Here is a 21,835-nt window from a genome sequence, read left to right as displayed (position 1 = left end):
CAGCGCCGGGACGAATGCGTCCCGTCCCGCCCCGACGGAGGCCAGATGCCCACCACCCCTGACACCGGAACTCCCGGCCCGCTGCGCGGGTCCGACGTCCTGGAGGTGCTCGACGCGCTGGTGACGCACGGCCCCGCCGACGAGGCCTCCGCGGCCGAGGCGACGGGCCTGCCGCGCCCGACCGTCGCGGCCGCGCTCGCAGCGCTCCGGGCGAGCGGCGCGGCTGCCGCCGACGACACCGAGGGCGGGTTCCGGGTGGACCCGGACGCCGCGTTCGGGCTGGGGGTGGACGTCGCCCGCGACCGGGTGCGGGTGGCCCTGGTGGACGCGACCGGCGCCGTCCGGGCGCGGGCGGAGCGGCGGGACGTGCAGCGCACCCCCGTGGCACGGGCGCGGGCTGCGGCGGTGCTGGCGAACTCCTGCCGGGAGGACGTCGAGGCGCGGCTCGAGCCGGGCCGCCGCGTCGAGGTGAGCCGCGCGGTCGTGGCGTTCCCCGCCGTCGTGGGCGCCGACTGGACCACGGTGCTGCACGTGCCCGGGTACGAGAAGGGCGGCACGGCCCTGCACGACGCCCTGGTGGACGCCCTGGGCTGCCCCGTGACGCTGGACAACGACGTGAACCTGGCCGCCGTGGCGGAGCAGCACCGGGGGGCCGGGCGCGGGCGCTCGTCGTTCGTGACGGTCTCGTTCGGCGAGGGCTTCGGGGCGGGCATCGTGCTCGACGGCCGGGTGCACCGGGGCGCCGCGGGCATCGCGGGCGAGGTGGCCTTCCTGCCGCAGCCGGGGCACGCCCTCGGCGAGCAGGTGCTGGGCGACGCCGCGATCGCCGCGCTGGCGAAGGACCACGACCTGCCGGAGGACATCACCGTCCGTGAGCTGCTCGACCGTGCGGAGCACGGCGACGGCGTGGCCGACGAGGTCGTCGCGGAGCTGGCGCGCCGGGTCGCGGTCATCGTCGCGTCGCTGGCGATCGTGCTCGACCCGGAGGCCTTCGTCCTGGCCGACCAGGCCGCGCGCCCCGCGATCCACGAGCGGGTCGCCACCTACCTCCGCGACCGCATCAGCGTCCTGCCCGTGCACGTCGACGCCTCGCCGCTCGGGGCGGACGGCGCCGTGCTGGGCGCCGCGTGGGCGGCCGGCGAGGCGCTGCGCGCCCGCGTGGCCGAGGCCGCGGCGTCGGCCGTCGACGGGGTCGCCCGGTGAGCGCGGCCGACGCGCCGCCGTCCGACCTCGTCGCCCGGCTCGGGCTCGCCCCCGATGCCCGCGCGATCATCCTCAACGCGGACGACCTGGGCATGTGCCGCGCCGCCAACCGCGCGATCCTGCCGCTGCTCGGCGACGGGTTCCTGGACTCGGCGACGGTGATGGTGCCGTGCCCGTGGGCGCCGGACGCCCTCGCGGCGGCCGCGGCCGACCCCGGGCTGGACGTGGGCGTGCACCTGGTCCTCACCAGCGAGTGGACCCGCTACCGGTGGCGCCCGCTCACCGGCACGGGCACGTCGCTGGTGGACGACGCGGGCTACTTCCCGTCGGCGGTCGACGTCGTCGAGCGGCAGGCGCGCGACGAGGACGTCGCGGCCGAGCTCGCGGCGCAGCTCGACGCGGCCCTCGACGCGGGGGTCGACGTCAGCCACCTGGACAACCACATGGGCTCGGTCTACGGGCTGGCCACCGGGCGCTCGTTCCTGCCGCAGGTCCTCGGGCTCGCGGCGACGCGCGGCCTGCCGTTCCGGCTGCCGCGCTCGCTGGACGGCCTCGGGGCGATGGGCGCCGACCCCGACGCGCCGGGGTCGCAGGCGATCCTCGACACCGCGACCGCGGCTGCCGACGCGGCGGGCGTCGTCATCCTCGACCGGCTGTGGACGCACCCGTTCGAGCTGGCGGGGGAGGGCACCTCCGACGCGGAGGGGTACGAGGCCGTGAAGGCGGGCTTCCTCGACCTGCTGCGCGGCGTGCACCCGGGCGTCACGGAGATCTTCCTGCACCCGATGCTGCACGACGACGAGCTGCGCGACGCCGTCGACTACGCGGCACCCAAGCGCGGCTACGAGGAGCGGCTGCTGCGCGACCCGGACGTGGCCGCCGTGATCGCCGCGGAGGGCGTGGTCCGCATCGGCTGGCGCGACCTGCGTGCCGTGCAGCGGGGCGAGCGGTGAGCGGCACCGAGGCCAGGACGGGCGGGCTCGCCCGGCTGCGCGACCGGCGCCTCGAGGGGGCGCCGACCCGGGCGCAGGCCGTGGCCTACGGGGCGTCGGCCTTCCCGGCGAACCTCATGCTGCAGACGTTCTCCGCGTTCGTCGTCTTTTTCTACGTCGACCACCTGGGCGTGCCCGCCGGCTGGGTCGCGGGCGCGATGGTGGCGCACGGCGTCCTCAACGCCGTCCTCAACCCGGTGGTGGGCGCGGCCTCCGACCGTCGCCGCACGCGCTGGGGCCGGCGGGTGCCGTGGATCGTGCTGGGCATCGTGCCGCTCGTCGTGTCGTTCGCGCTGGTGTGGGCCCCGCCGTCCCTGCCGCCGGCGGGGCTGGTCGTGTGGTTCCTGCTCGTCGTCGCGGTGTTCGACGTCGCGTACGTGGCGGTCGTGCTCAACGTGTCCGCGCTGTTCCCGGAGATCTTCCGCACGACGGCGGAGCGGGCGCGGGGCAACAGCCCGCGGCAGCTCTTCGCGCTGGTCGGGATGATCCTCGGCACGGCGGGCGCGCCGCTGCTGTACGACGCGATCGGCTGGGCCGGGATGGGCGTGGCGCTCGCCGTGGTGTGCGCCGGGTTCTTCGCCTGGTCGCTGCTGGGGATGGTGGAGCGCGACGCCGACGACGCAGTCCGGGCCCGGGAGTCCGCCGTCGGGCTGCGCGACCAGCTGCGGTACACGTTCGCCAACCGCGCGTTCGTCACGTACGTGCTCGGGTCGCTGCTGCTGCAGAGCACCACGGCGGTGCTGCTGGCCGGGATCCCGTTCTACGTGAAGTACACCGTGGGCGGCACGGACGCCGACGCGACGCTGCTGCTGGCTCCGATCTTCGTGGCCGCCATCCCCGCGATCTGGGGCTGGTCGTGGGTGGTGCGGCGGCTCGGGCCGCGCACCACGATGCTCGCCGTCGTCGCCGTCTACGGGCTCGCGACCTGCCTGTACCTGCTGCCCACGACCGTGCTCGGCGCGGCGGCGGCGGGGCTCGCCGTGGGTCTCGGCGTCGCCGGCCTGATGCAGGTGCTGGAGGTGGCCCTCGGCCAGGTGATCGACGACGACGAGCGCCGCACCGGGCTGCGCCGCGAGGGCATGTACTTCGGTGCCAACGGTTTCGTGGTGCGCGGGTCCGTCGTGGTGCAGGCGGTCGTCGTGGCCGGCGTGCTGGCCGCGAGCGGGTACGTCGAGGGCGTGGCCGTGCAGGTGCCCGAGGTGGCCACCGGCATCCGCCTGCTCATCGGCGGCGTGCCCGTGGTCCTCGCGGCCCTCGCCTTCGTCTGCTTCTGGCTCTACCCCTTGCGCTCGGCGGCGCCGAGCGCGCCGGCTCCCGCCGTCACGCCCTGATCCGGGCCGGCGTCCCGGCGGGCGACGAGCCGGTTGAGCCGTTCGGACATGAGCAGGCCGAGGGCCACGAGCACGGCGAGGAACAGGGGGAACACCCAGGCTCCCGCCCAGGTCGAGAGCACGCCGAAGACGGGCGGCGCGAGGGTCGAGCCGGTGTAGGCCGCGGCCATCTGGATCCCGATGATCGCCTGGGAGCTGCGGGCGCCGAAGTTGGCCGGCGTGGAGTGGATGATCGCGGGGTAGATCGGTGCGCACCCGAGGCCCGCCACCACGAGCCCGGCCAGGGCGGGGACCGGCGTGCCGACGGGCAGGCCGATCAGCAGGACCCCGAGGCCGACCGCCGCGAAGCCGCCGCGGATCAGCTGCTTGTCGCCGACGCGGTCGGCGAAGAAGCCGGCGAGGAACCGCCCGGCGGTGATGCCGAGGAGGAAGAGGGAGGCGAACGCGGCCGCGGTGGCGTCCTCGACGCCGCGGTCGGTGACCAGGTACGTCGAGGCCCACAGGATCGCGGTGCTCTCGAGCGCGCAGTAGGCGAAGAACGCGGCCAGGACCAGGGCGACCCCGGGGATCCGTAGCGCCTGCGCGAGCGGGACGTGAGAGCCGCCGCTCCCCGACGGCCCGGCGTCGGCGGCGTGGTCGGCCTGCGGGGCGGGCCGGGCCTTCTTCCAGAGCGGGATGCTGAGGATCAGCACGGCCGTCAGCACGGCCTGCGTGACACCCACGATGCGGTAGGCGCTGGACCAGCCCAGGCCCGAGGTGAGGGCGTAGCTCATGATGAACGGGCTGATCGACGCGCCGAGGCCCCAGAAGCTGTGCAGCCAGTTCATGTGCCTCGCGGCGTAGTGCAGGGCCACGAAGTTGTTGAGCGCGGCGTCCACCGCGCCCGCTCCGAGCCCGTACGGGACGGCCCACAGGCACAGCAGCCAGAACGAGCCCGAGACGGAGAAGCCCACGAGCGCGGCGGCGGTCAGCCCGACGCTGACGGCGGTGACGACGCCGGCGCCGAACCGCCGCGTCGTCCGCTCGGACGCCAGGCTGGAGAGGATCGTCCCGCCGGCGATGATCATGGTGATGATGCCCGCGAACGCGACGGGGACGCCGAGGTCCTGGTGCATGACGGGCCAGCCGGCCCCGACGAGGGAGTCCGGGAGCCCGAGGCTGACGAAGGCGACGTAGATGATCGCCAGGAGGAGCGAGTACACGGCGGGGCGGTCGCCTTTCACGGGCTGTCGGCTGGGGACGGGCGACGACCATCGTCGCAGCCCGGCGGGCGGCGTGCCCCGCCGTCCGCCGCTCCCGCCGTCCCACCGGCGGGCACCGAGCCGTTCGCCCGAGGGGGCGGCCGGGTAGAGTCTGCGCGCGCCCGGCCGTCGAGCCCGCACGTCGTGGCGCCCCCGCCCCACGTCGCGACGACGCGCGTCCCCACCCGATCGAACGGAGACCGCGTGCCCCGCGACCAGCGCGCCGACCACCCCGCCGACCACCCCGCCGCCCTGACGGAACGCTCGGCGCGCTCGGTCGCCGGGCCGCCGGAGGCGGGGTCCGAGGGCTCCTTCCGCGCGGCGTTCTCCTCGGCCCGCCGCCTGCGCACGGAGGTCCTGGCCGGCCTGGTGGTGGCCGTCGCGCTGATCCCCGAGGCGATCGCGTTCTCGATCATCGCCGGCGTCGACCCGCGGATCGGCCTGTTCGCCGCGTTCACGATGGCGGTGACGATCTCGTTCGTCGGCGGCCGCCCGGCGATGATCTCGGCCGCCACGGGAGCGGTCGCGCTGGTGGTCGCGCCCGTCGTGCGCGACCACGGCCTCGACCACCTCGTCGCGACCGTCATCCTGGGCGGGATCCTCCAGGTGGTGCTCGGCCTGCTGGGCGTCGCGAGGCTCATGCGGTTCATCCCGCGCTCCGTGATGGTCGGCTTCGTCAACGCGCTGGCGATCCTCATCCTCACCTCGCAGGTGCCGCACCTGGTCGGCGTCCCGTGGGCCGTCTACCCGCTCGTCGCGGCGGGCATCGCGCTCATCGTGCTGTTCCCGCGCCTCACCCGCGTCGTCCCCGCCCCGCTCGTGGCGATCGTGCTCCTCACGCTCGTCACCGTGGGCGCCTCCCTCGCCGTCCCCACCGTGGGCGACGAGGGCGCGCTGCCCGACTCGTTGCCCACCCTGTTCCTGCCCGACGTCCCGCCCACCCTCGACACGCTGCGGATCATCGCCCCCTACGCGCTCGCCATGGCGCTGGTCGGGCTCATCGAGTCGATGCTGACCGCCAAGCTCGTCGACGACATCACGGACTCCCGCTCGAACAAGACCCGCGAGTCGTGGGGGCAGGGCGTCGCGAACGTCGTCACCGGCCTCTTCGGCGGCATGGGCGGCTGCGCCATGATCGGCCAGACCATGATCAACGTGAGGGTCTCGGGCGCCCGCACCCGCCTGTCGACGTTCCTCGCCGGCGCCTTCCTCCTGGTCCTCGTGGTCGGGCTGGGGGACGTCGTCGCGATCATCCCGATGGCGGCGCTGGTCGCCGTGATGATCATGGTCTCGGTCGGCACGTTCGACTGGCACTCGGTCCGGCCCTCGACGCTGCGGCGCATGCCCCTCTCGGAGACGGCGGTCATGCTGGCCACCGTCGCCGTCACCGTCGCCACCCACAACCTGGCGTACGGCGTCGTCGTCGGGGTCGTCGTCGCGGCCGTCCTCTTCGTGCGCCGCGTCGCGCACCTGACCACGGTCACGCGCCTCGACGCCGACGAGGCCGCCGGCGAGGCCGCCGGCGAGGCCGCCGGAGACCCCGGCGAGCGCGTCTACGCCGTCGTCGGCGAGCTGTTCTTCGCCTCCTCGAACGACCTCGTCTACCAGTTCGACTACGCCCGCGACCCGGGACGCGTCGTGATCGACCTGACCGACGCGCACGTGTGGGACGCCTCCACCGTCGCCGCGCTGGACGCCGTCCAGCACAAGTACGCCGAGCACGGCACGACGGTGGAGTTCCGCGGCCTGAACGCCGACAGCGCGCGGCGGCTCGAGCGCCTCGCGGGCCGGCTCGGCGCCGGCCACTGACCTCGGCGGTGGCCCGGAGGACGACACCCGCACGGTAGGTTCGGGCCATGCCCCCCATGCCCTCGATGACCGCGATGCCCGCTGTCGGAGGACTCCCCACCTCGATCCCCAGCCCCGACCCCGCGTGGGCGGTGCTCGAGCTCGGGCCGTTCTCGGTCCACGTCTACGCGCTGTGCCTGCTCGCCGGCATCGCGCTGGCCACGTGGATCACGCACCGGCGCCTGGTCGCGCGCGGCGCGAGCCCGGAGGTGACCCTCGACATCGTGATGTGGGCGGTGCCGCTGGGCATCGTCGTCGCGCGGATCTACCACGTGCTCACCCACCTGGGCGACTACTCGGACGGCACCGGGCCGTGGGGCTACTGGGAGTGGGTGCGCATCTGGGACGGCGGGATCGCCATCTACGGCGCCCTCCTCGGCGGCGCGCTCGGCGTGTGGATCGGGTGCCGGCGGGCGGGCCTGCGCTTCTGGTCGTTCGCGGACGCGCTCGCGCCCGGCATGCTCGCGGCCCAGGCGGTCGGCCGGCTCGGCAACTACATGAACCAGGAGCTGTTCGGGGCGCCCACGACGCTGCCCTGGGGCCTCGAGATCGACCACCCGGTGGCCGGGTTCCCGGACGACACCCTGTTCCACCCGCTGTTCCTCTACGAGATGCTCTGGAACCTGCTGGGCGTCGCCGTCCTGCTCCTCGTCGAGCGGGCGGTGCGGCGGCGCGCCGAGGTCCGGGCGGACGCCGTCGGCGAGCCCGGGTACGGGCTGCGCTGGGGCCGGCTGTTCGCCCTGTACCTGGTCTGGTACGGGCTCGGTCGCAGCTGGCTCGAGGCGCTCCGCATCGACCCCACGAGCAACGAGTGGCTCGGCGTCCCGGCGAACATCTGGACGTCGTTCGTCGCCGTCGCGCTGGGCGTGGCGCTGTTCGTCGTCCGGGGCCGGCAGCACCCGGAGCCCGAGACGTCCGTCTACGTGCCGGGTCGCTCCCCCTCGTCGGACACGGCAGAGGCCCCTGACGACGCCGACACCTCCGCCGGCGCGGGTCCCTCGGACGACGCCGGCACCCGCTCGGGCGACGCCGGCTGACGCGGCTCGTCGGGGTCGCCGGTCATCCACGACCGCAGCACGATCGACCCGACGAGCGGCACGGCGGCGGCGAGCATGATCGAGACCATGCGGATGCCGTAGTCGTTGACGACGGCGCCGCCGACGCCCGCGATGATCAGGCTGACGAGCACGGGCCGCAGCAGCGGCCAACCGTCCTCGGTGCGCTGCAGCCACCGTGCCCGCAGGCGGGGCCCGCCCCACAGCACCGCGGCGAGGCCGACGAGGACGGCGAGCGCCAGCCACGCGGGCACGCCGCCGCCCAACGAGCGCAGGGCGTAGCCGGCCTTGCGGGCGATGGTCTCGAGGGCGGTGCCGTCGACCACGGACTGCACGAACGCGCCGAGGTGCGTGCGTTCGGCCGGGGGCCGCAGCCAGTCGACGACGCCGATCGCGGCGACGAGCGCCACGCCCGCGAGCCCGGCGAGGATCAGCCGCTTCCACGTGACGCGGGCCTCGACGACGCCGAGCACGAGGACGACGAACACGGGCACCAGCACGAGTCCGCCGCCGACGTCGGCGCCGAGGGTGGGCCAGACGCTCACGACCAGGGTCACGAGGCCGACCGCCGAGGCGACCACCCCGGCGGGGATCCTGCCCCAGCGGCGCCGCACGGCCGTGGCGAGCCCGGCGGCCGCGACCACGGCGGCCGTCGCGTAGATCGAGTACGTGGGGTTGCCGAAGCCGTAGTAGCGGCCGCCCAGGGTCGGGGCGGAGCCCAGCGGGCTGCCGCGGTGCAGGGGCGTGCCGAGCACCGCGTCGATCGTGAGGACGAGGAAGGTGAGCGTGGCGATCACCGTCGCGCCCGCCCACGCGGGCCGGCGGGGCGCGAGGGCGCCGACGAGCGCCACGACGACGGTGCTCAGGCCGAGCGTCACCCAGAGGGACGTGGCGGGCTCGGCGAGGCGCCACCAGCCCCACGCGGTCATGAGGAACGCGGCGGCGGGCACCGCGGCGCACACCAGCAGGACGGCGTCGAGCACGCGCGCCGACCTCCCCGCGGCCCGCGGCCACGTGCGGCGCAGGCGCGGCAGCAGCAGGACGACCAGGGCGAACGCCGCGAGCCCCACGTAGGCCGGGGTGGTCGTGACCGTGCCGGTCGTGACCCGCAGCATGTGGTCGCGCTCGGTGAGGCCGGCGAGCTCGCGCACGGTGGCCCCGGTGCCACCGGGGCGCTCGGCGGCGAGCTCGATCGGCGAGCCGCTGAGGTCGGCGGGCACGGGCAGGCCGAACGCCGTGACGAGCGTGGTCGGCACGTCGAGCAGCCGCACGACGCCCAGCCAGTGCGTGGCGCCCGACGTGAGGTAGGCGGGCGCGTCGTCCGCGTCCGCGTCGGCCACGCCGATGCCGAGGGACGGGCGACCGGGGGCCGGGTTGCCGACGTCCATCACCAGCACGGTCGCGTCCGCGGGCACCGCCGCCAGCACCCGGCCGACGGTCGCGTCGACGGTGCGCAGGGCAGCATCGCGGGCGGGGCCGTCGGCCGTGGCGTCGTCGGTCAGCGGGACGAGGCCCGTGTAGACGTCGGGGTCCGGGTGGTACGGCGCGCTGCCGGCGTCGACCAGGGTGACGGGGCAGGAGAAGGTCCCGGCCGGGTCGGCGAGCGCCGCGTCGAGGTCGCGGTAGCGGGCCACCGTCCCGTCGCGGCCGGCGAGGGCGAGGGCCGCGCCGGGGGCGACGGCGGTCGCGCAGACGCCGCCGTCGTCGAGGGCGTCGCCGAGCACGCCGAGGGTCGGGCGGAACTCGGACGACGACTGGAGCGCGGCGAGGTCGTCCCACCCGTCGACGGTCGCGGCGCCGTCGTCTCCCGTGCCGCCGCCGGCGTCGTCGGGCGTGACGTCCCACGGCGCGCACGACCAGGCGCCGTCCGTGGTCTGGCCGGTCACGGGGCTGCGCCCGGAGGACAGGCCGAGCCACCCGGCGGCCGGGCACGTCGCCGAGGCGCCGCCGACGGCGGGCGTCACGCCGGCACCGCTGGCGCCGTCGCGCAGCAGCTCCCACAACGTCGGCGTGGCGGACGGGCTGACGTCCTCCCAGCGCACGCCCTGCGTCCCGACGATGACCACGGGGTGCGCGTCGTCGACCACGGGGGTCCCCGTGCCGGAGACGTCGCCGGCCCGCGCGGACCCCGAGCCGGGCAGCGCCGTGGTGCCGACGAGCAGCGCGACGAGCAGCCCCGCCGACGCCCCGACGAGCACGGCCGGCACGCGGGAGAGCACCGGCCCGGCGGCGCGCGCGGCGTCGTCCCGGGGTGCCGCGGCTGCCCTGCTCGCGTCGTCGGCGTGGGCGAGCCGCCCGGCGAGCAGCACCGGCACCGCGAGGGCGAGCACGATGGCGGCCACCGCGACGCCGGAGTCGTTGAGCAGGGTGCCGACGGCGGCCGTCACGACCAGCGCGACGACGAGCCGCCACAGCACCGGGTCCTGCCGGTACGCGCGGGCGAGGCCGTCCAGGCGCGCGCGTCCCGGGGCGAGCACGGCCCACGCGGCGGCGACGCACACGAGCAGCGCGGCCGCGCCGGCGGGGTTGGCGACCGTGGCCCAGGCGCCGGCGGCCTTGCCGGCCACGACGCCGAGGGCCTTGCCCTCGACGACGGACTCGACGAAGCCGCCGAGGTGGCTGCCCGGTCCGGGCAGCAACCAGTCCACGACGGACACGACGGCGACCAGGAGCACGGTCCCCGCGGCGACGAGGAGCACGCGCCGCCACGTGATCCGCACCCCGGCGACGCCGAGCGCCAGCACGGCGAAGCCCGGGACGAGGGCCAGGATGCCGCCGAAGTCCGCGCCGAACGGCGGCAGGCCGTCGACCAGCACGGTCACCACGCCCACGGCGGCCACCGTCCACCCGGCCCGCGCGGGGCTGCCGCCGCGGGCGCGCACGGCCGCCGCGAGCCCCGCGGCGAGGACCAGGCCGACCACCGCGTAGACCGCGAAGACGGTGTTGGAGAAGCCGTAGAACCGCGCCCCGAGCGACGGCGCGGGGCCCAGCAGCGAGCCCTGCTGCAGCGTCGTGCCGGTGAGCCCGTCCACCGTGACGACCAGCCAGGTCACGCCGGCGAGGCTGGTCGCGAGGCGCCACGGCGACGGCGGCAGCAGGCGGCGCGCGAACCACGCGACCAGCGCGGCGACCAGGGCCGCGACGGTGAGCGCCAGCACCAGCGTCGTCACCGGTGACGGCGCCGCCCACCAGCGTGACAGGGTCGCCAGCGACGCCGCGACGGGCAGGCTCGACGCCACGACGAGCACGGCGAGGCCCACGCGTCGGCCGTACCGCGGCCGGGTCGGCCGGGCGGCGTCGGGCCCGTCGAGGCGGGCGCCGCGGCGGCCGGCGAGCAGCAGGGCGCCCACCACCACGACGTCGGCCAGGCCGACGAGCCCCAGCACCAGCGGGGACAGGCGCGGCACGGTGTCCGTGAGCACGCTGAGGTACTGCCGGTTCTCCACCGTGCGGGAGACGGAGATGCGGCGGTCGTCGCCCCGCTCCAGCGGGGACCCGGTGAACGGCGCGAGGGCCGGGGCGAGCGTGTCGTCGGCCTCGTCGGTCCCCTCGCCGGTCGAGGTCTCGTCGTCCGTCGCGGCGTCGTCCTCGGGCGCGGTCCCGGACAGGGCGCCCCCGGTCACGGTGTCGGCGAGGGTCGCGGACAGGTCCGCCAGCACGACCACCCCGGCCCAGCGGGACGACGTCGAGGTGAGCCACGTCGCGCTGCCGCCGGGCGACGTCCAGTCCACGACCACCTGGAGGTCGGCGGGGCCGAGCGGCGTGTCGGAGATCCCCGCCACCACGAGACGCCCCCCGGCGGGCAGCAGGCCGGCGAGCCGGCCCACCTGGGCGTCGAGCTCCTCGACGGCGGCCGTGCGCTCGTTCGCGGCGTCGGGCAGCACGCCCAGGTCGACGACGGTGGCCGGGCACTCGGCCACCTGCGCGGCCGTGAGCCGCCCCGCGTCGGGGAGGTAGCGCGCCACGTCGCCGGAGGCGTCGGCGAGCGCGACGGCGGCGCCCGGGCCGACGGCGGTCGCGCAGGCCCGCGCGACGTCGGTGACCTCGCCGAGCGCGCCCGGTTCGGCGGCGTTCGGCGTCAGGGGGTCGCTCGCGGCGAGCTCCGTCCACCCCGGCACGTGCGTGCGCTCCGTGCCGTCCGCGGTGCCGTCCGCGGTGCCGCCCGCCGTCGTGCGGGGCACGGGCACGGTGGTGCAGCCGAGCGCGGGGGCGCCGTCGTCGGGGGCCCGCCCCGGCTCCTCCTCGTCGGCGTCCGCACCCTCGACGAGGGTGGGCTGCGCGACGGCCTTGCTGCCCGCGGACAGGGTCAGCCACCCCTCGACCGGGCAGGTGGGGGTGAGGGTGCGCACCGCGATCGACGCGACCGAACCGCCCCCGATGAGGCGCCACAGGTGCGGGGTGCGCACCGCGTCGACGTCCGACCACTGCAGGCCCGACACGCCGGCGAGCACCAGGGGGGTCTCCGGCGGCTCGGCGTCCGCCGGCGCCGGGGCCGCGGACGCCGCCGGCGCTCCGAGCAGGAGGGCGGCGAGCAGGGCGAACGTCGACGCGACGAGCGCGCGGGCGGGGCGGATCACGCGGGCCAGCCTATGCACCGCCCGGTCGCGGGGGCCGCGTGGTCGCCGCGGGACGCCGGACGTTCACGCGATCATCCCGTCCGGACCACGAGCGCGCCGGGCTCGACCCAGGTCTCCAGCTCGACCGCGTTGCCCAGGGGGTCGCCGTCCACCTGCGCCTGCTCGCCGTCGTCCACCCGGATCACCGCGCGGCGGGCACGGGTGTGGTCGATCCGGCCGATCTTGCCGGGCAGGTCGTTGCGCACGCCGAGGCCCTGCGCCACGACCTCGCCGAACAGCTGCGCCCACCCGGCCAGGCCGCCGCGGGTGTCGATGGCGGCGACGTCCAGCTCGCCGTCGTCGATGACCGCGTCGGGCAGCAGCGTGATGCCGCCCGGCAGCCGGCCGCAGTTGCCGACCATGATGCTGCGCAGCCGCGCCTCGACGGGCTCGCCGTCGTCGAGGCGGATGGTCGCGCGCATCCGCCGGCCGTGCAGGTGCCGCGCCCCGGCGAGGAAGTAGGCCACCCAGCCGACCTTGGCCTTGAGCTGGTCGTCCGCGTCGGCCACCATCGCGGCGTCGAAGCCCAGACCCGCGATGACGAGGAAGAGGTGCGCCTGGTGGGGGTCGCCGTCGACGAGGGGCTCGGCGTCGGGGGCGAACTCGCTGACCCGGGCGCGGCCGACGTCGATGGCGCGGTCGGTGCCGCCCAGGACGATGGCGACCGCATCGGTCACCGACGTGAGCGGCAGGTCGAGGTTGCGGGCGAGCAGGTTCCCGGTGCCGACCGGGATGAGGCCCATCGGTCGGCCGGTGCCGGCCAGGACCTCCGCCACGGCCCGCACGGTGCCGTCCCCGCCCGCGGCGACCACGACGTCCGCCCCGTCGGACAACGCCCGCCGGGCCTGGCCGGTGCCGGGGTCGTCCACCGTGGTCTCGTAGAACAGGGGGTCGGGCAGGGCGGCGTCGCCGCACACCCGCTCCACGACGGCGCGCACGTCCGCCGCGCCCTCCTTGGAGGGGTTGATGACGACGGCGAGCCGCATCCCGCGGGCCTCGCCCTCCTGCGCGCGCCCGGCGTCCCGCGCCGCGAGGACGTGCTCTCGGGTGCGGGCCCTGCGCCACAGCACCAACGTCGCGGCGAGCGCGCTCAGCACGAGGGCCAGCGCGACGACCAGCGCGACGATCTCCGCGTACTCGTCCGGCATGACGGCAACCTACGACGGATCGGGCTGCCGGACCCGGCGAAGTCGCCCATCTCACGCCGAGGTGGCACCGAACCCGCCGAGGTAGCACCGGACCCGCCGAGGTAGCGCCGGACCCGCCGAGGTAGTCCGGCACCGCGGACCACCGCGGACCACCGCGGACCACCGCGGATATCCGTGGGGCCGTGCGCGGCCCGGCCGTTAGGCTTGCGGGCGTGATCGACCTCCGACTGCTGCGCGACAACCCCGACGTCGTCCGTGCGAGCCAGCTGGCCCGCGGCGACGACCCCGCCCTCGTGGACGCGGCGCTCGACGCCGACGCGCGCCGTCGCTCCTCCCTCACGGAGTTCGAGTCGCTGCGCGCCGAGCAGAAGGCGCTCGGCAAGAAGGTCGCCCAGGCGCAGGGCGAGGAGAAGGCCGAGCTGCTGACCCGCACCAAGCACCTCGCGGAGCAGGTCAAGGCGCGCCAGGCGGAGGCGTCGGGCGCCGAGAAGCAGCTGGACGAGCTCCTCTACGGCATCGCGAACGTCGTCGAGGGCGCCCCGCCCGGGGGCGAGGACGACTACGTCGTCGTCAAGGAGGTCGGCACGCCGCGCGACTTCGCGGCCGAGGGCTTCGCCCCGCGCGACCACCTGGAGCTGGGCGAGGGCCTCGCGGCGATCGACACCGCGCGCGGCGCCAAGGTGTCGGGCTCGCGGTTCTACTTCCTCACCGGCATCGGGGCGCGCCTCGAGCTGGCCCTGCTGAACGCGGCGGTCGACCAGGCGGTGGGTGCGGGCTTCACGCCGATGATCACCCCGACGCTGGTCAAGCCGGACACCATGCGCGGCACCGGCTTCCTCGGCAGCCACGCGGACGAGGTGTACCACCTGGAGAAGGACGACCTGTACCTGGTCGGCACCAGCGAGGTGGCGCTCGCGGGCTACCACGCGGACGAGATCATCGACCTCTCGGCGGGCCCGAAGCGGTACGCGGGCTGGAGCGCCTGCTACCGCCGGGAGGCCGGCGCCGCGGGCCGCGACACCCGCGGGATCATCCGCGTGCACCAGTTCCACAAGGTCGAGATGTTCAGCTACTGCGACCCGGAGGACGCGGCCGCCGAGCACCAGCGCCTGCTGGCCTGGGAGGAGGCGATGCTCGCCAAGGTCGAGCTGCCCTACCGCGTCATCGACACCGCCGCGGGGGACCTCGGCACCTCCGCCGCGCGCAAGTTCGACTGCGAGGCGTGGCTGCCCACCCAGGAGCGTTTCCTCGAGCTCACCTCGACGTCGAACTGCACCACGTTCCAGGCCCGCCGCCTGGGCGTGCGCGAGCGGACCGTCGACGGCACCACGCGACCGGTCGCCACGCTGAACGGCACGCTGGGCACCACCCGCTGGATCGTCGCCATCCTCGAGAACCACCAGCAGGCCGACGGCTCGGTCCGCGTGCCCGAGGGCCTGCGGCCCTACCTGGGCGGCCTCGAGGTGCTCGAGCCGGTCGCGTGAGCGGGCAGCCGGCTCAGCAGGCCACCCGGCGGCTCGTCGCCCTCGACATCGACGGCACCCTGCTCGGGTACGACGGCGGCCTGTCGCCCGCGGTGCGCGACGCCGTCGCGGCGGTCCAGGCGGCGGGGCACCACGTGGTGCTGTCGTCGGGCCGGTCGCTCATCGCGATGACGCCGGTGGCGGAGCTGCTCGGCATCACGACCGGCTGGATGGTGTGCTCCAACGGCGCGGTGACCGTGCGCCTCGACGCGGGCCTCCCGCACGGCTGGGAGCTCGACGAGGTGCGGACGTTCGACCCGGGCCCGGCGCTGCGCCTGCTGCGGGAGGAGCTTCCCGACGCCCGGTACGCCGTCGAGGACATCGGCGTCGGCTTCCGCATGAACGCCCTGTTCCCCGAGGGCGAGCTGGACGGTGTCCACCAGGTCGTCGACTTCGAGCAGCTGTGGGCGCGCGAGGTGACGCGCGTCGTCATCCGCAGCCCCGAACGGACGCCCGAGGAGTTCAGCGCGATGGCCGCCCGGATCGGGCTGGGCGACGTCACCTATGCCGTCGGCTGGACGGCCTGGATGGACGTGGCCCCGAAGGGCGTCACGAAGGCGTCCGGCCTGGAGCGGCTGCGCGAGCGGCTCGGCGTCGACCCCGCGGACACCGTGGCCGTCGGCGACGGGCGCAACGACGTCGACATGCTGCGCTGGGCCGGTCGCGGCGTCGCCATGGGGCACGCCGACGCCGTCGTGCGTGCGGCCGCGGACGAGGTCACCGGGACGGTCGCCGAGGACGGCGTCGTGCCGGTGCTCCTCTCACTGCCCCGGGGGGTCAGCCCCGCGCGGTGAGGACGACCGGGCCGTCGTTCGTGACGGCGATGGTGTGCTCGCTGTGGGCGCCGCGGGAGCCGTCGGCGGAGCGGAGGGTCCACCCGTCGGGGTCGGTGAAGATCTCGTCGGTGGTCTCGAGGAACCACGGCTCGATGGCGATGACGAGGCCCGGCTTGAGCGGGAAGCCGCGGCCGGCGCGGCCGTCGTTCGGGATGTGCGGGTCGCCGTGCATGGTGCGCCCGACGCCGTGGCCGCCGAAGTCGGTGTTGATCTCGTAGCCCGCGCCCCGCGCCACCTTGGCGATCGCGGCGGAGATGTCGCCGACCTTGTTGCCGACGGTGGCGGCGGCGATCCCGGCCTCGAGCGCCGCCTCGCTGGTCTCGATGAGCTTGGCGTCCGCGGCCGCGCGCTGCGGCGAGGCAGAGGTGCCGACCACGAACGAGACGGCCGAGTCGGCCACCCAGCCGTCGACCGACGCGGCGAAGTCGAGCGTCAGCAGGTCCCCGTCGCGCAGGGCGTAGTCGTGGGGCAGCCCGTGCAGGACGGCGTCGTTCACGGACGTGCAGATCACCTTGCCGAAGGGCATCGCGCCGAAGGACGGGTGATAGTCGATGTAGCAGGACTCGGCGCCGCGGTCGCGGATCATCCGGTGCGCGACCGCGTCGAGCTCGAGGAGGTTCACCCCGACGTCGGCGGCGTCGCGGACAGCCGTGAGCACCTCGGCCACGAAGCTCCCCGCGGGGCGCATCTGGTCGATCTCTCGCGGGCTCCTCAGCTCGATCATGGCGGTCCTCTCGGAAGGTACGTGACGGGGGTCCGGGTCCCAGGGTGTCACGAATCGTCACCGAGTCGTGACCGTGAAACGACTTGCAGGAACTTGCACCTGCAGGTGGGGGTGCGGTGAACTCTGGAGGGAGGCAGTATCCCGGTCAGGGGGACCAGGGGATCACGGGCCGCCGATCGGCGGGAACACCTCCGTGGACCACGACGCAGTGGAGGAGCTCGGCAATGACCAGACGAACGACGACGGCGCGGCGACGCGTACTGGCGCTGGCGGCAGGCGGTGCGGGCCTCGCGCTCGTGCTGGCGGCGTGCAGCGACCCCGACGGCGAGGGTGGTGTCGGCGAGGAGGAGACCAGCGCCTCCAGCGCGGAGATCGACTGCTCCGCCTACGACGAGTTCGGCGACCTGGACGGCAAGACGGTGAGCGTCTACACGTCGATCGTGGACCCGGAGGGCGCCACCCAGCAGGACTCGTACAAGGCGTTCACCGAGTGCACGGGCGTCAAGATCGACTACGAGGCGTCGCGCGAGTTCGAGGCGCAGCTGCTGGTCCGCATCAAGGCGGGCAACGCGCCCGACATCGCGTACCTGCCGCAGCCGGGCCTGCTCAACACGATCGTCAAGGACTACCCGGACGCCATCCAGCCGGCCCCGGACGCCACCGCCAAGAACGTGGACGAGTTCTGGAACGAGACCTGGAAGGGCTACGGCACGGTCGACGGCACCTTCTACTCCGCGCCGCTGGGCGCCAACGCGAAGTCGTTCGTCTGGTACTCGCCGTCGATGTTCTCCGACGCCGGCTACGAGGTGCCGCAGACGTGGACCGAGCTGATGGACCTCACCCAGAAGATCCACGACGACACCGGCGGCCAGGTCTGGTGCGCGGGCGTCGAGTCCGGTGACGCGACCGGCTGGCCGGGCACCGACTTCATCGAGGACATGATGCTCCGCACCGCGGGCGTCGAGGACTACGAGAAGTGGTACACCCACGAGATCCCGTTCAACGACCCCAAGGTCGTCAAGGCGTGGGACACGGCGGGTGAGATCCTCAAGAACCCGGACTACGTCAACGCGGGCCTCGGCGGGGTCGACTCCATCGCGACGCAGTCGTGGACCGACGCGGGCAACGGCATCCTCGACCAGCAGTGCTGGATGCACCGGGCGGCGAACTTCTACCAGACGCAGTGGCCGGAGGGCACCGAGGTGTCCGAGGACGGCGACGTCTTCGCCTTCTACCTGCCCACCGACCAGACCGACGTCAAGCCGATGCTCGGCGGCGGCGAGTTCGTGGCGGCGTTCAACGACCGGCCCGAGGTGCAGGCCTTCCAGACCTACCTCTCCAGCGCGGACTGGGCCAACCAGAAGGCCCTGTCCACCCCGGACGGCGGCTGGGTCAGCGCCAACAACGGGCTCGACCCGAACAACCTCTCCACGGAGTTCGACCAGTACGTCGCCGGGGTGCTGGCCGACCCGAACACGGTCGTCGCGTTCGACGCGTCCGACCTCATGCCGGGCGAGGTGGGTGCCGGCACGTTCTGGACCGGCATCGTGAACTGGCTGACCGGGTCGAGCACCCAGGAGGTCACCGACAAGATCGAGGCGTCCTGGCCGAAGTGAGCCGGCTCGCCGCGTGATCCCGCTCGACCGCGCGGTCCGGGGGCGTCGTCGGACGTCCCCGGACCGCGCGCCGCTCGCGTCTCCGTCCCGACTCCTCGAGGAGGTCATCGATGACCTGGTTGCTCGAGCCTGACACCACGGGGCAGAAGTTCTTGCTCATGGTGGTCGCCGTGGTGCTCTTCGCCGCGGTGATGGGCCTCATCCTGTTCCTGGTGGACCGGCCGAAGCGCATCCCGTCGTGGGTGGTGGCGGCCGGCTTCGTCGGCGTGCCGCTGCTCTTCCTCGCGTACGGGCTGCTCCGCCCCGGCCTGATCACCCTCTGGCAGTCCTTCTTCAACCGCAACGGCACCGAGTTCATCGGGCTCGACAACTACGTCACGGCGTTCACGCAGAGCCAGTTCCAGCAGGTGCTGCTGGTCACCGCCGCCTGGGTGATCCTCGCGCCCCTGCTGAGCGCGGTCATCGGCCTCGGGTACGCGGTGCTGGTCGACCGCACCCGGTTCGAGAAGCTCGCCAAGGCGCTCGTGTTCGTGCCGATGGCGATCTCGATGGTCGGCGCCTCGATCATCTGGAAGTTCGTCTACGAGTTCCGTCCCGACCAGGCGAACATCAACCAGATCGGGCTGCTCAACCAGCTGCTGGTGTGGGTCGGCCTGCCGCCCCAGCAGTTCCTCATCGGCCAGCCGTGGAACACCTGGTTCCTCATCGTGGTGATGATCTGGATCCAGACCGGGTTCGCGATGACGGTGCTGTCCGCGGCGATCAAGGCCATCCCGGACGACATCGTCGAGGCCGCCCGCCTCGACGGGCTGCACGGCTTCGGGATGTTCCGCTACATCACGGTGCCGAGCATCCGGCCCGCCCTCGTGGTGGTGCTCACCACGATCGCCATGGGCACGCTGAAGGCCTTCGACATCGTCCGCACGATGACGGGCGGCCAGTTCGGCACCCAGGTGGTGGCCAACGAGTTCTACACGCAGGCGTTCCGGCAGGGGAACCAGGGACTGGCGGCGGCGCTCGCCGTGGTCCTGTTCATCCTGGTGATCCCGATCATCGCGTACAACGTGCGGCAGATGCGCAAGTCGGAGGAGATCCGATGACCTCGACCCCCACCCCCGGCCAGGCCGTCGCCGGCTCCGCTCTCGACGACGACGTCCCTCAGGCGGGCGTCCGCAAGCTCTCGCGCTTGGAGCGCCGGGCGATCGCCACCAAGGGCAAGCTCAGCTCCCCGTGGGCGTCCGGGATCGCGATCATCATCGCCATCCTGTGGACGATCCCGTCGCTCGGGCTGCTCATCACGTCGTTCCGCCCGCAGGAGGACATCCGCCGCACGGGCTGGTGGACGGTGTTCGGCGACCTGTTCACCGGGGACGCCCAGTTCACGATGGACAACTACAACGAGGCGCTGTACGGGAACAGCAACGACCTGTCCACGTTCTTCGTGAACTCGTTCGTCATCACGATCCCCGCGGTGCTCATCCCGATCACGCTCTCGCTGCTCGCGGCGTACGCGTTCGCGTGGATCAAGTTCCCGGGCCGGAACTTCCTGTTCGTGGCCGTCTTCTCGCTGCAGGTCGTCCCCTTGCAGATCGCCCTGGTGCCGCTGCTGGCGGACTACGTCGACTGGAACGTCAACGGCAGCTTCTGGACGGTGTGGCTCTCGCACTCGATCTTCGCGCTGCCGCTGGCGATCTTCCTGCTGCACAACTTCATGAAGGACATCCCGGCGTCCCTCGTCGAGGCGGCCCGCGTCGACGGGGCGGGGCACGTCAAGATCTTCTTCCGCGTGCTGTTCCCGCTGCTGGTCCCGGCGATCGCGTCGTTCGGCATCTTCCAGTTCCTGTGGGTGTGGAACGACCTGCTCGTCGGCCTGACGTTCGCCGCCCCCGAGTATCAGCCGCTGACGGTGAAGATCGCGGAGCTGGCCGGCACGCGAGGAGGGGACTGGTATCTGCTCACCGCCGGAGCGTTCATCGCGATGGTCGTGCCGCTGATCGTGTTCATCGCGCTCCAGCGGTTCTTCGTCCGCGGGATGCTCGCGGGCGCGGTCAAGGGCTGACGGCCCGCGAGGGGCGCACCGCACGCACGGACGACGACGGCGGCCCGGGCACCCGCCCGGACCGCCGTCGTCGTGCGTCGTCCGCCCGCCGCGGTCAGACCGCGGGCGGGGGGACCGGCGCGCCGTACGGCGCGGCCGGGGTGGCCTGCAGCCCCCTCGGGTCCGCGCCGAAGCGGTTCGGCCCCACGGTGCCGGCCGTCACGTAGAAGACCAGCATGATGATCGGGCCGGCCAGCGGGATGAAGGTCATGAACCAGAAGAAGCCCGACTTGTCCTGGTCGTGGAGGCGGCGCACCATCACGGCGAGCGTCGGCAGGACGAAGGCCAGCCCGGTGAGGCTCATCAGGCCCGAGACGACGTAGAAGGCCGCGCCGTAGGTGCGGGTCGCCGGGTCGAGCGTGGCGTTGCCGGCGATGCCGAGCAGGACGCCCTCCACCAGGAACACGAGCACCACGAACAGGTACCAGAACCAGAACTCGGAGCGACGCGCGCGGCCGGAGAACGTGGCGTACTGCGAGAAGACGGACTTGATGGCGTCCGGGAAGGACATGACGGCCTCACAGGGTCGATGGGGAGGGCGACGGGCCGATGGCTCCGCGAGCGCGCGCTGTCGCGCGCCGGCCTGACAGCCCCGCGAGCGTAGGGCGCGTGCGCACGTGACGTCCAGGGGTCGTCCACGTCCTGTCCACATCGTGGGTGGGGAGTCCTCCCCGTCGCGGGTTCGGGCCGGATGTGCTGCGCCCGTATGCTCCGGGAGTGTCGACCGCCGCCCCCTCCCCGCGCGGAGCGCTGGACCGCGTGCCGGCCCCCGCGCTGTTCCTGGTCTCGGGGCTCACCCTGTACGCGGGTGCGGCCGTCGCGGTCGGCCTCTTCGACCGCCTGGGGGCGCCGACCGTCGGCTGGTGGCGCATCGCCCTCGCCGCCGTCGTCCTCCTCGCGTGGCGGCGCCCGTGGCGACGACGCTGGACCCGCCGGGACCTCGTCGCGGCGGCGCTGTTCGGCGTCGTCCTCGCGGCGATGAACGTCGTGTTCTACGTGGCCGTCGACCACCTGCCCCTCGGGGTCGCCGTCGCGATCGAGTTCCTCGGCCCGGTGGCGGTCGCCGCCGTCACGGGGCGCGGCTGGCAGGAGCGGGCGGCCATCGTGGTGGCGGCGGCCGGCGTGGTGCTGCTCGCGGGCGTCACCCTGGGCTCCGGGATCCCGCGCGAGGACGCCGTGATCGGGCTGACCGCCGTCCTCGTGGCCGCCGCGTGCTGGGCCGGCTACATCGTCCTGGGCAAGCGCGTCGCCCACGCCGGGTCCGGTGTCGACGGGCTCGCGGTCGGCATGGCGGCGGGCGCCGTCGCCGTCGCGCCGTTCTTCGCGTGGTCGACGCCCGAGGTCGTGACCGACCCGCCCCTGCTGCTGTTCCTGCTGGTGGTGGCGATCTGCTCGTCCGTCGTCCCGTACGTGCTGGACCAGGTGGTGCTGCGCCGGGTCGGCATGGCCACGTTCTCGGTGCTGCTCGCCCTCCTGCCCGCGACCGCCGTCCTCGTCGGCGCGGTCGTGCTGCGACAGGTGCCCACCTGGCCGGAGCTGGCCGGCCTCGCGCTCGTCTCCGGCGCGATCGCCATGACGGCGCGGTCCTGACGGCGGTCCCTCGG

The 21,835-nt window shown here is 74.4% G+C and carries 16 protein-coding genes; 11 read left to right on the top strand and 5 right to left on the bottom strand.

Going from position 1 to position 21,835, the window contains the following annotated elements:
• Positions 1 to 45 precede the first annotated feature (45 nt).
• Genes ACFQ8E_RS20060 through ACFQ8E_RS20050 form a run of 3 tightly spaced genes read left to right on the top strand, consistent with a single transcriptional unit; the run spans position 46 to position 3,526 of the window.
• Complete coding sequence (locus ACFQ8E_RS20060; protein ID WP_430552324.1) at positions 46 to 1,203, top strand: ROK family protein; 1,158 nt, start codon at positions 46 to 48, stop codon at positions 1,201 to 1,203.
• Entirely contained in the window at positions 1,200 to 2,156 is a 957-nt protein-coding gene (locus ACFQ8E_RS20055) for a ChbG/HpnK family deacetylase (protein WP_430552323.1), read from the top strand. Before ACFQ8E_RS20060 ends, ACFQ8E_RS20055 begins: the two co-directional genes overlap by 4 nt.
• Positions 2,153 to 3,526 (top strand): MFS transporter, encoded by a 1,374-nt coding sequence (locus tag ACFQ8E_RS20050; RefSeq protein WP_430552322.1) that lies wholly within the window; start codon positions 2,153 to 2,155, stop codon positions 3,524 to 3,526. The genes ACFQ8E_RS20055 and ACFQ8E_RS20050 overlap by 4 nt, the downstream gene beginning before the upstream one ends.
• On the opposite strand, the gene ACFQ8E_RS20045 is transcribed toward ACFQ8E_RS20050, so the two are convergent.
• Positions 3,472 to 4,728 (bottom strand): MFS transporter, encoded by a 1,257-nt coding sequence (locus ACFQ8E_RS20045; protein ID WP_430552321.1) that lies wholly within the window; start codon positions 4,726 to 4,728, stop codon positions 3,472 to 3,474. The two genes, ACFQ8E_RS20050 and ACFQ8E_RS20045, sit on opposite strands and share 55 nt — an antisense overlap.
• A 243-nt stretch (positions 4,729 to 4,971) precedes the next feature.
• Here ACFQ8E_RS20045 and ACFQ8E_RS20040 point away from each other — a divergent pair, with 243 nt between their 5' ends.
• Positions 4,972 to 6,576, top strand: coding sequence for a SulP family inorganic anion transporter (locus ACFQ8E_RS20040; protein ID WP_430552320.1), 1,605 nt, complete (start codon positions 4,972 to 4,974; stop codon positions 6,574 to 6,576).
• A 56-nt stretch (positions 6,577 to 6,632) separates the two neighbouring features.
• Complete coding sequence (lgt, locus tag ACFQ8E_RS20035) at positions 6,633 to 7,652, top strand: prolipoprotein diacylglyceryl transferase (protein ID WP_430552369.1); 1,020 nt, start codon at positions 6,633 to 6,635, stop codon at positions 7,650 to 7,652.
• Here the strand turns inward: lgt and ACFQ8E_RS20030 are convergent.
• Together ACFQ8E_RS20030 and ACFQ8E_RS20025 are read right to left on the bottom strand one after the other, a co-directional pair.
• On the bottom strand, positions 7,535 to 12,247 hold the full coding sequence (locus ACFQ8E_RS20030) for a hypothetical protein (protein ID WP_430552319.1): 4,713 nt from the start codon (positions 12,245 to 12,247) through the stop codon (positions 7,535 to 7,537). The genes lgt and ACFQ8E_RS20030 overlap by 118 nt on opposite strands.
• Positions 12,248 to 12,318: 71 nt before the next feature.
• Positions 12,319 to 13,434 carry a diacylglycerol/lipid kinase family protein gene (locus ACFQ8E_RS20025; protein WP_430552318.1) on the bottom strand — a complete coding sequence of 372 codons (1,116 nt, stop codon included), beginning with the start codon at positions 13,432 to 13,434 and terminating at the stop codon, positions 12,319 to 12,321.
• Positions 13,435 to 13,646: 212 nt separating this feature from the next.
• Between ACFQ8E_RS20025 and serS the strand changes: the two genes are divergently transcribed.
• Together serS and ACFQ8E_RS20015 are read left to right on the top strand one after the other, a co-directional pair.
• Positions 13,647 to 14,918 (top strand): serine--tRNA ligase, encoded by a 1,272-nt coding sequence (gene serS / locus ACFQ8E_RS20020; protein ID WP_430552317.1) that lies wholly within the window; start codon positions 13,647 to 13,649, stop codon positions 14,916 to 14,918.
• Positions 14,915 to 15,751 carry an HAD family hydrolase gene (locus ACFQ8E_RS20015; protein WP_430552316.1) on the top strand — a complete coding sequence of 279 codons (837 nt, stop codon included), beginning with the start codon at positions 14,915 to 14,917 and terminating at the stop codon, positions 15,749 to 15,751. The genes serS and ACFQ8E_RS20015 overlap by 4 nt, the downstream gene beginning before the upstream one ends.
• Here ACFQ8E_RS20015 and map read toward each other — a convergent pair.
• A complete protein-coding gene (gene map / locus ACFQ8E_RS20010) occupies positions 15,735 to 16,517 on the bottom strand; it encodes a type I methionyl aminopeptidase (protein WP_430552315.1) in 783 nt (260 codons plus the stop codon). The genes ACFQ8E_RS20015 and map overlap by 17 nt on opposite strands.
• A gap of 224 nt (positions 16,518 to 16,741) precedes the next feature.
• Here map and ACFQ8E_RS20005 point away from each other — a divergent pair, with 224 nt between their 5' ends.
• The 3 genes from ACFQ8E_RS20005 (at position 16,742) to ACFQ8E_RS19995 (ending at position 20,192) form a co-directional block, all read left to right on the top strand.
• Positions 16,742 to 18,133, top strand: a complete 1,392-nt coding sequence (locus ACFQ8E_RS20005) for an ABC transporter substrate-binding protein (protein WP_430552314.1) — start codon at positions 16,742 to 16,744, stop codon at positions 18,131 to 18,133.
• A 110-nt stretch (positions 18,134 to 18,243) separates the two neighbouring features.
• Positions 18,244 to 19,233 carry a carbohydrate ABC transporter permease gene (locus ACFQ8E_RS20000; RefSeq protein ID WP_430552313.1) on the top strand — a complete coding sequence of 330 codons (990 nt, stop codon included), beginning with the start codon at positions 18,244 to 18,246 and terminating at the stop codon, positions 19,231 to 19,233.
• The gene (locus ACFQ8E_RS19995; protein ID WP_430552312.1) at positions 19,230 to 20,192 is read left to right on the top strand and encodes a carbohydrate ABC transporter permease; all 963 of its coding nucleotides are present in this window, start codon (positions 19,230 to 19,232) and stop codon (positions 20,190 to 20,192) included. The genes ACFQ8E_RS20000 and ACFQ8E_RS19995 overlap by 4 nt, the downstream gene beginning before the upstream one ends.
• 94 nt (positions 20,193 to 20,286) lie before the next feature.
• Here ACFQ8E_RS19995 and ACFQ8E_RS19990 read toward each other — a convergent pair whose 3' ends face one another.
• A complete protein-coding gene (locus ACFQ8E_RS19990; RefSeq protein ID WP_430552311.1) occupies positions 20,287 to 20,742 on the bottom strand; it encodes a DUF805 domain-containing protein in 456 nt (151 codons plus the stop codon).
• Positions 20,743 to 20,990: 248 nt separating this feature from the next.
• Here ACFQ8E_RS19990 and ACFQ8E_RS19985 point away from each other — a divergent pair, with 248 nt between their 5' ends.
• The gene (locus ACFQ8E_RS19985) at positions 20,991 to 21,821 is read left to right on the top strand and encodes a DMT family transporter (protein ID WP_430552368.1); all 831 of its coding nucleotides are present in this window, start codon (positions 20,991 to 20,993) and stop codon (positions 21,819 to 21,821) included.
• Positions 21,822 to 21,835: the final 14 nt, after the last annotated feature.

The organism is Isoptericola sp. NPDC056573, from assembly GCF_042793335.1.
In the GTDB taxonomy this organism is placed as follows: Bacteria; Actinomycetota; Actinomycetes; order Actinomycetales; family Cellulomonadaceae; genus Isoptericola.
The sequence above is the reverse complement of the archived record's forward strand: the minus strand, read 5'-3'. Positions and strand labels throughout refer to the sequence as shown.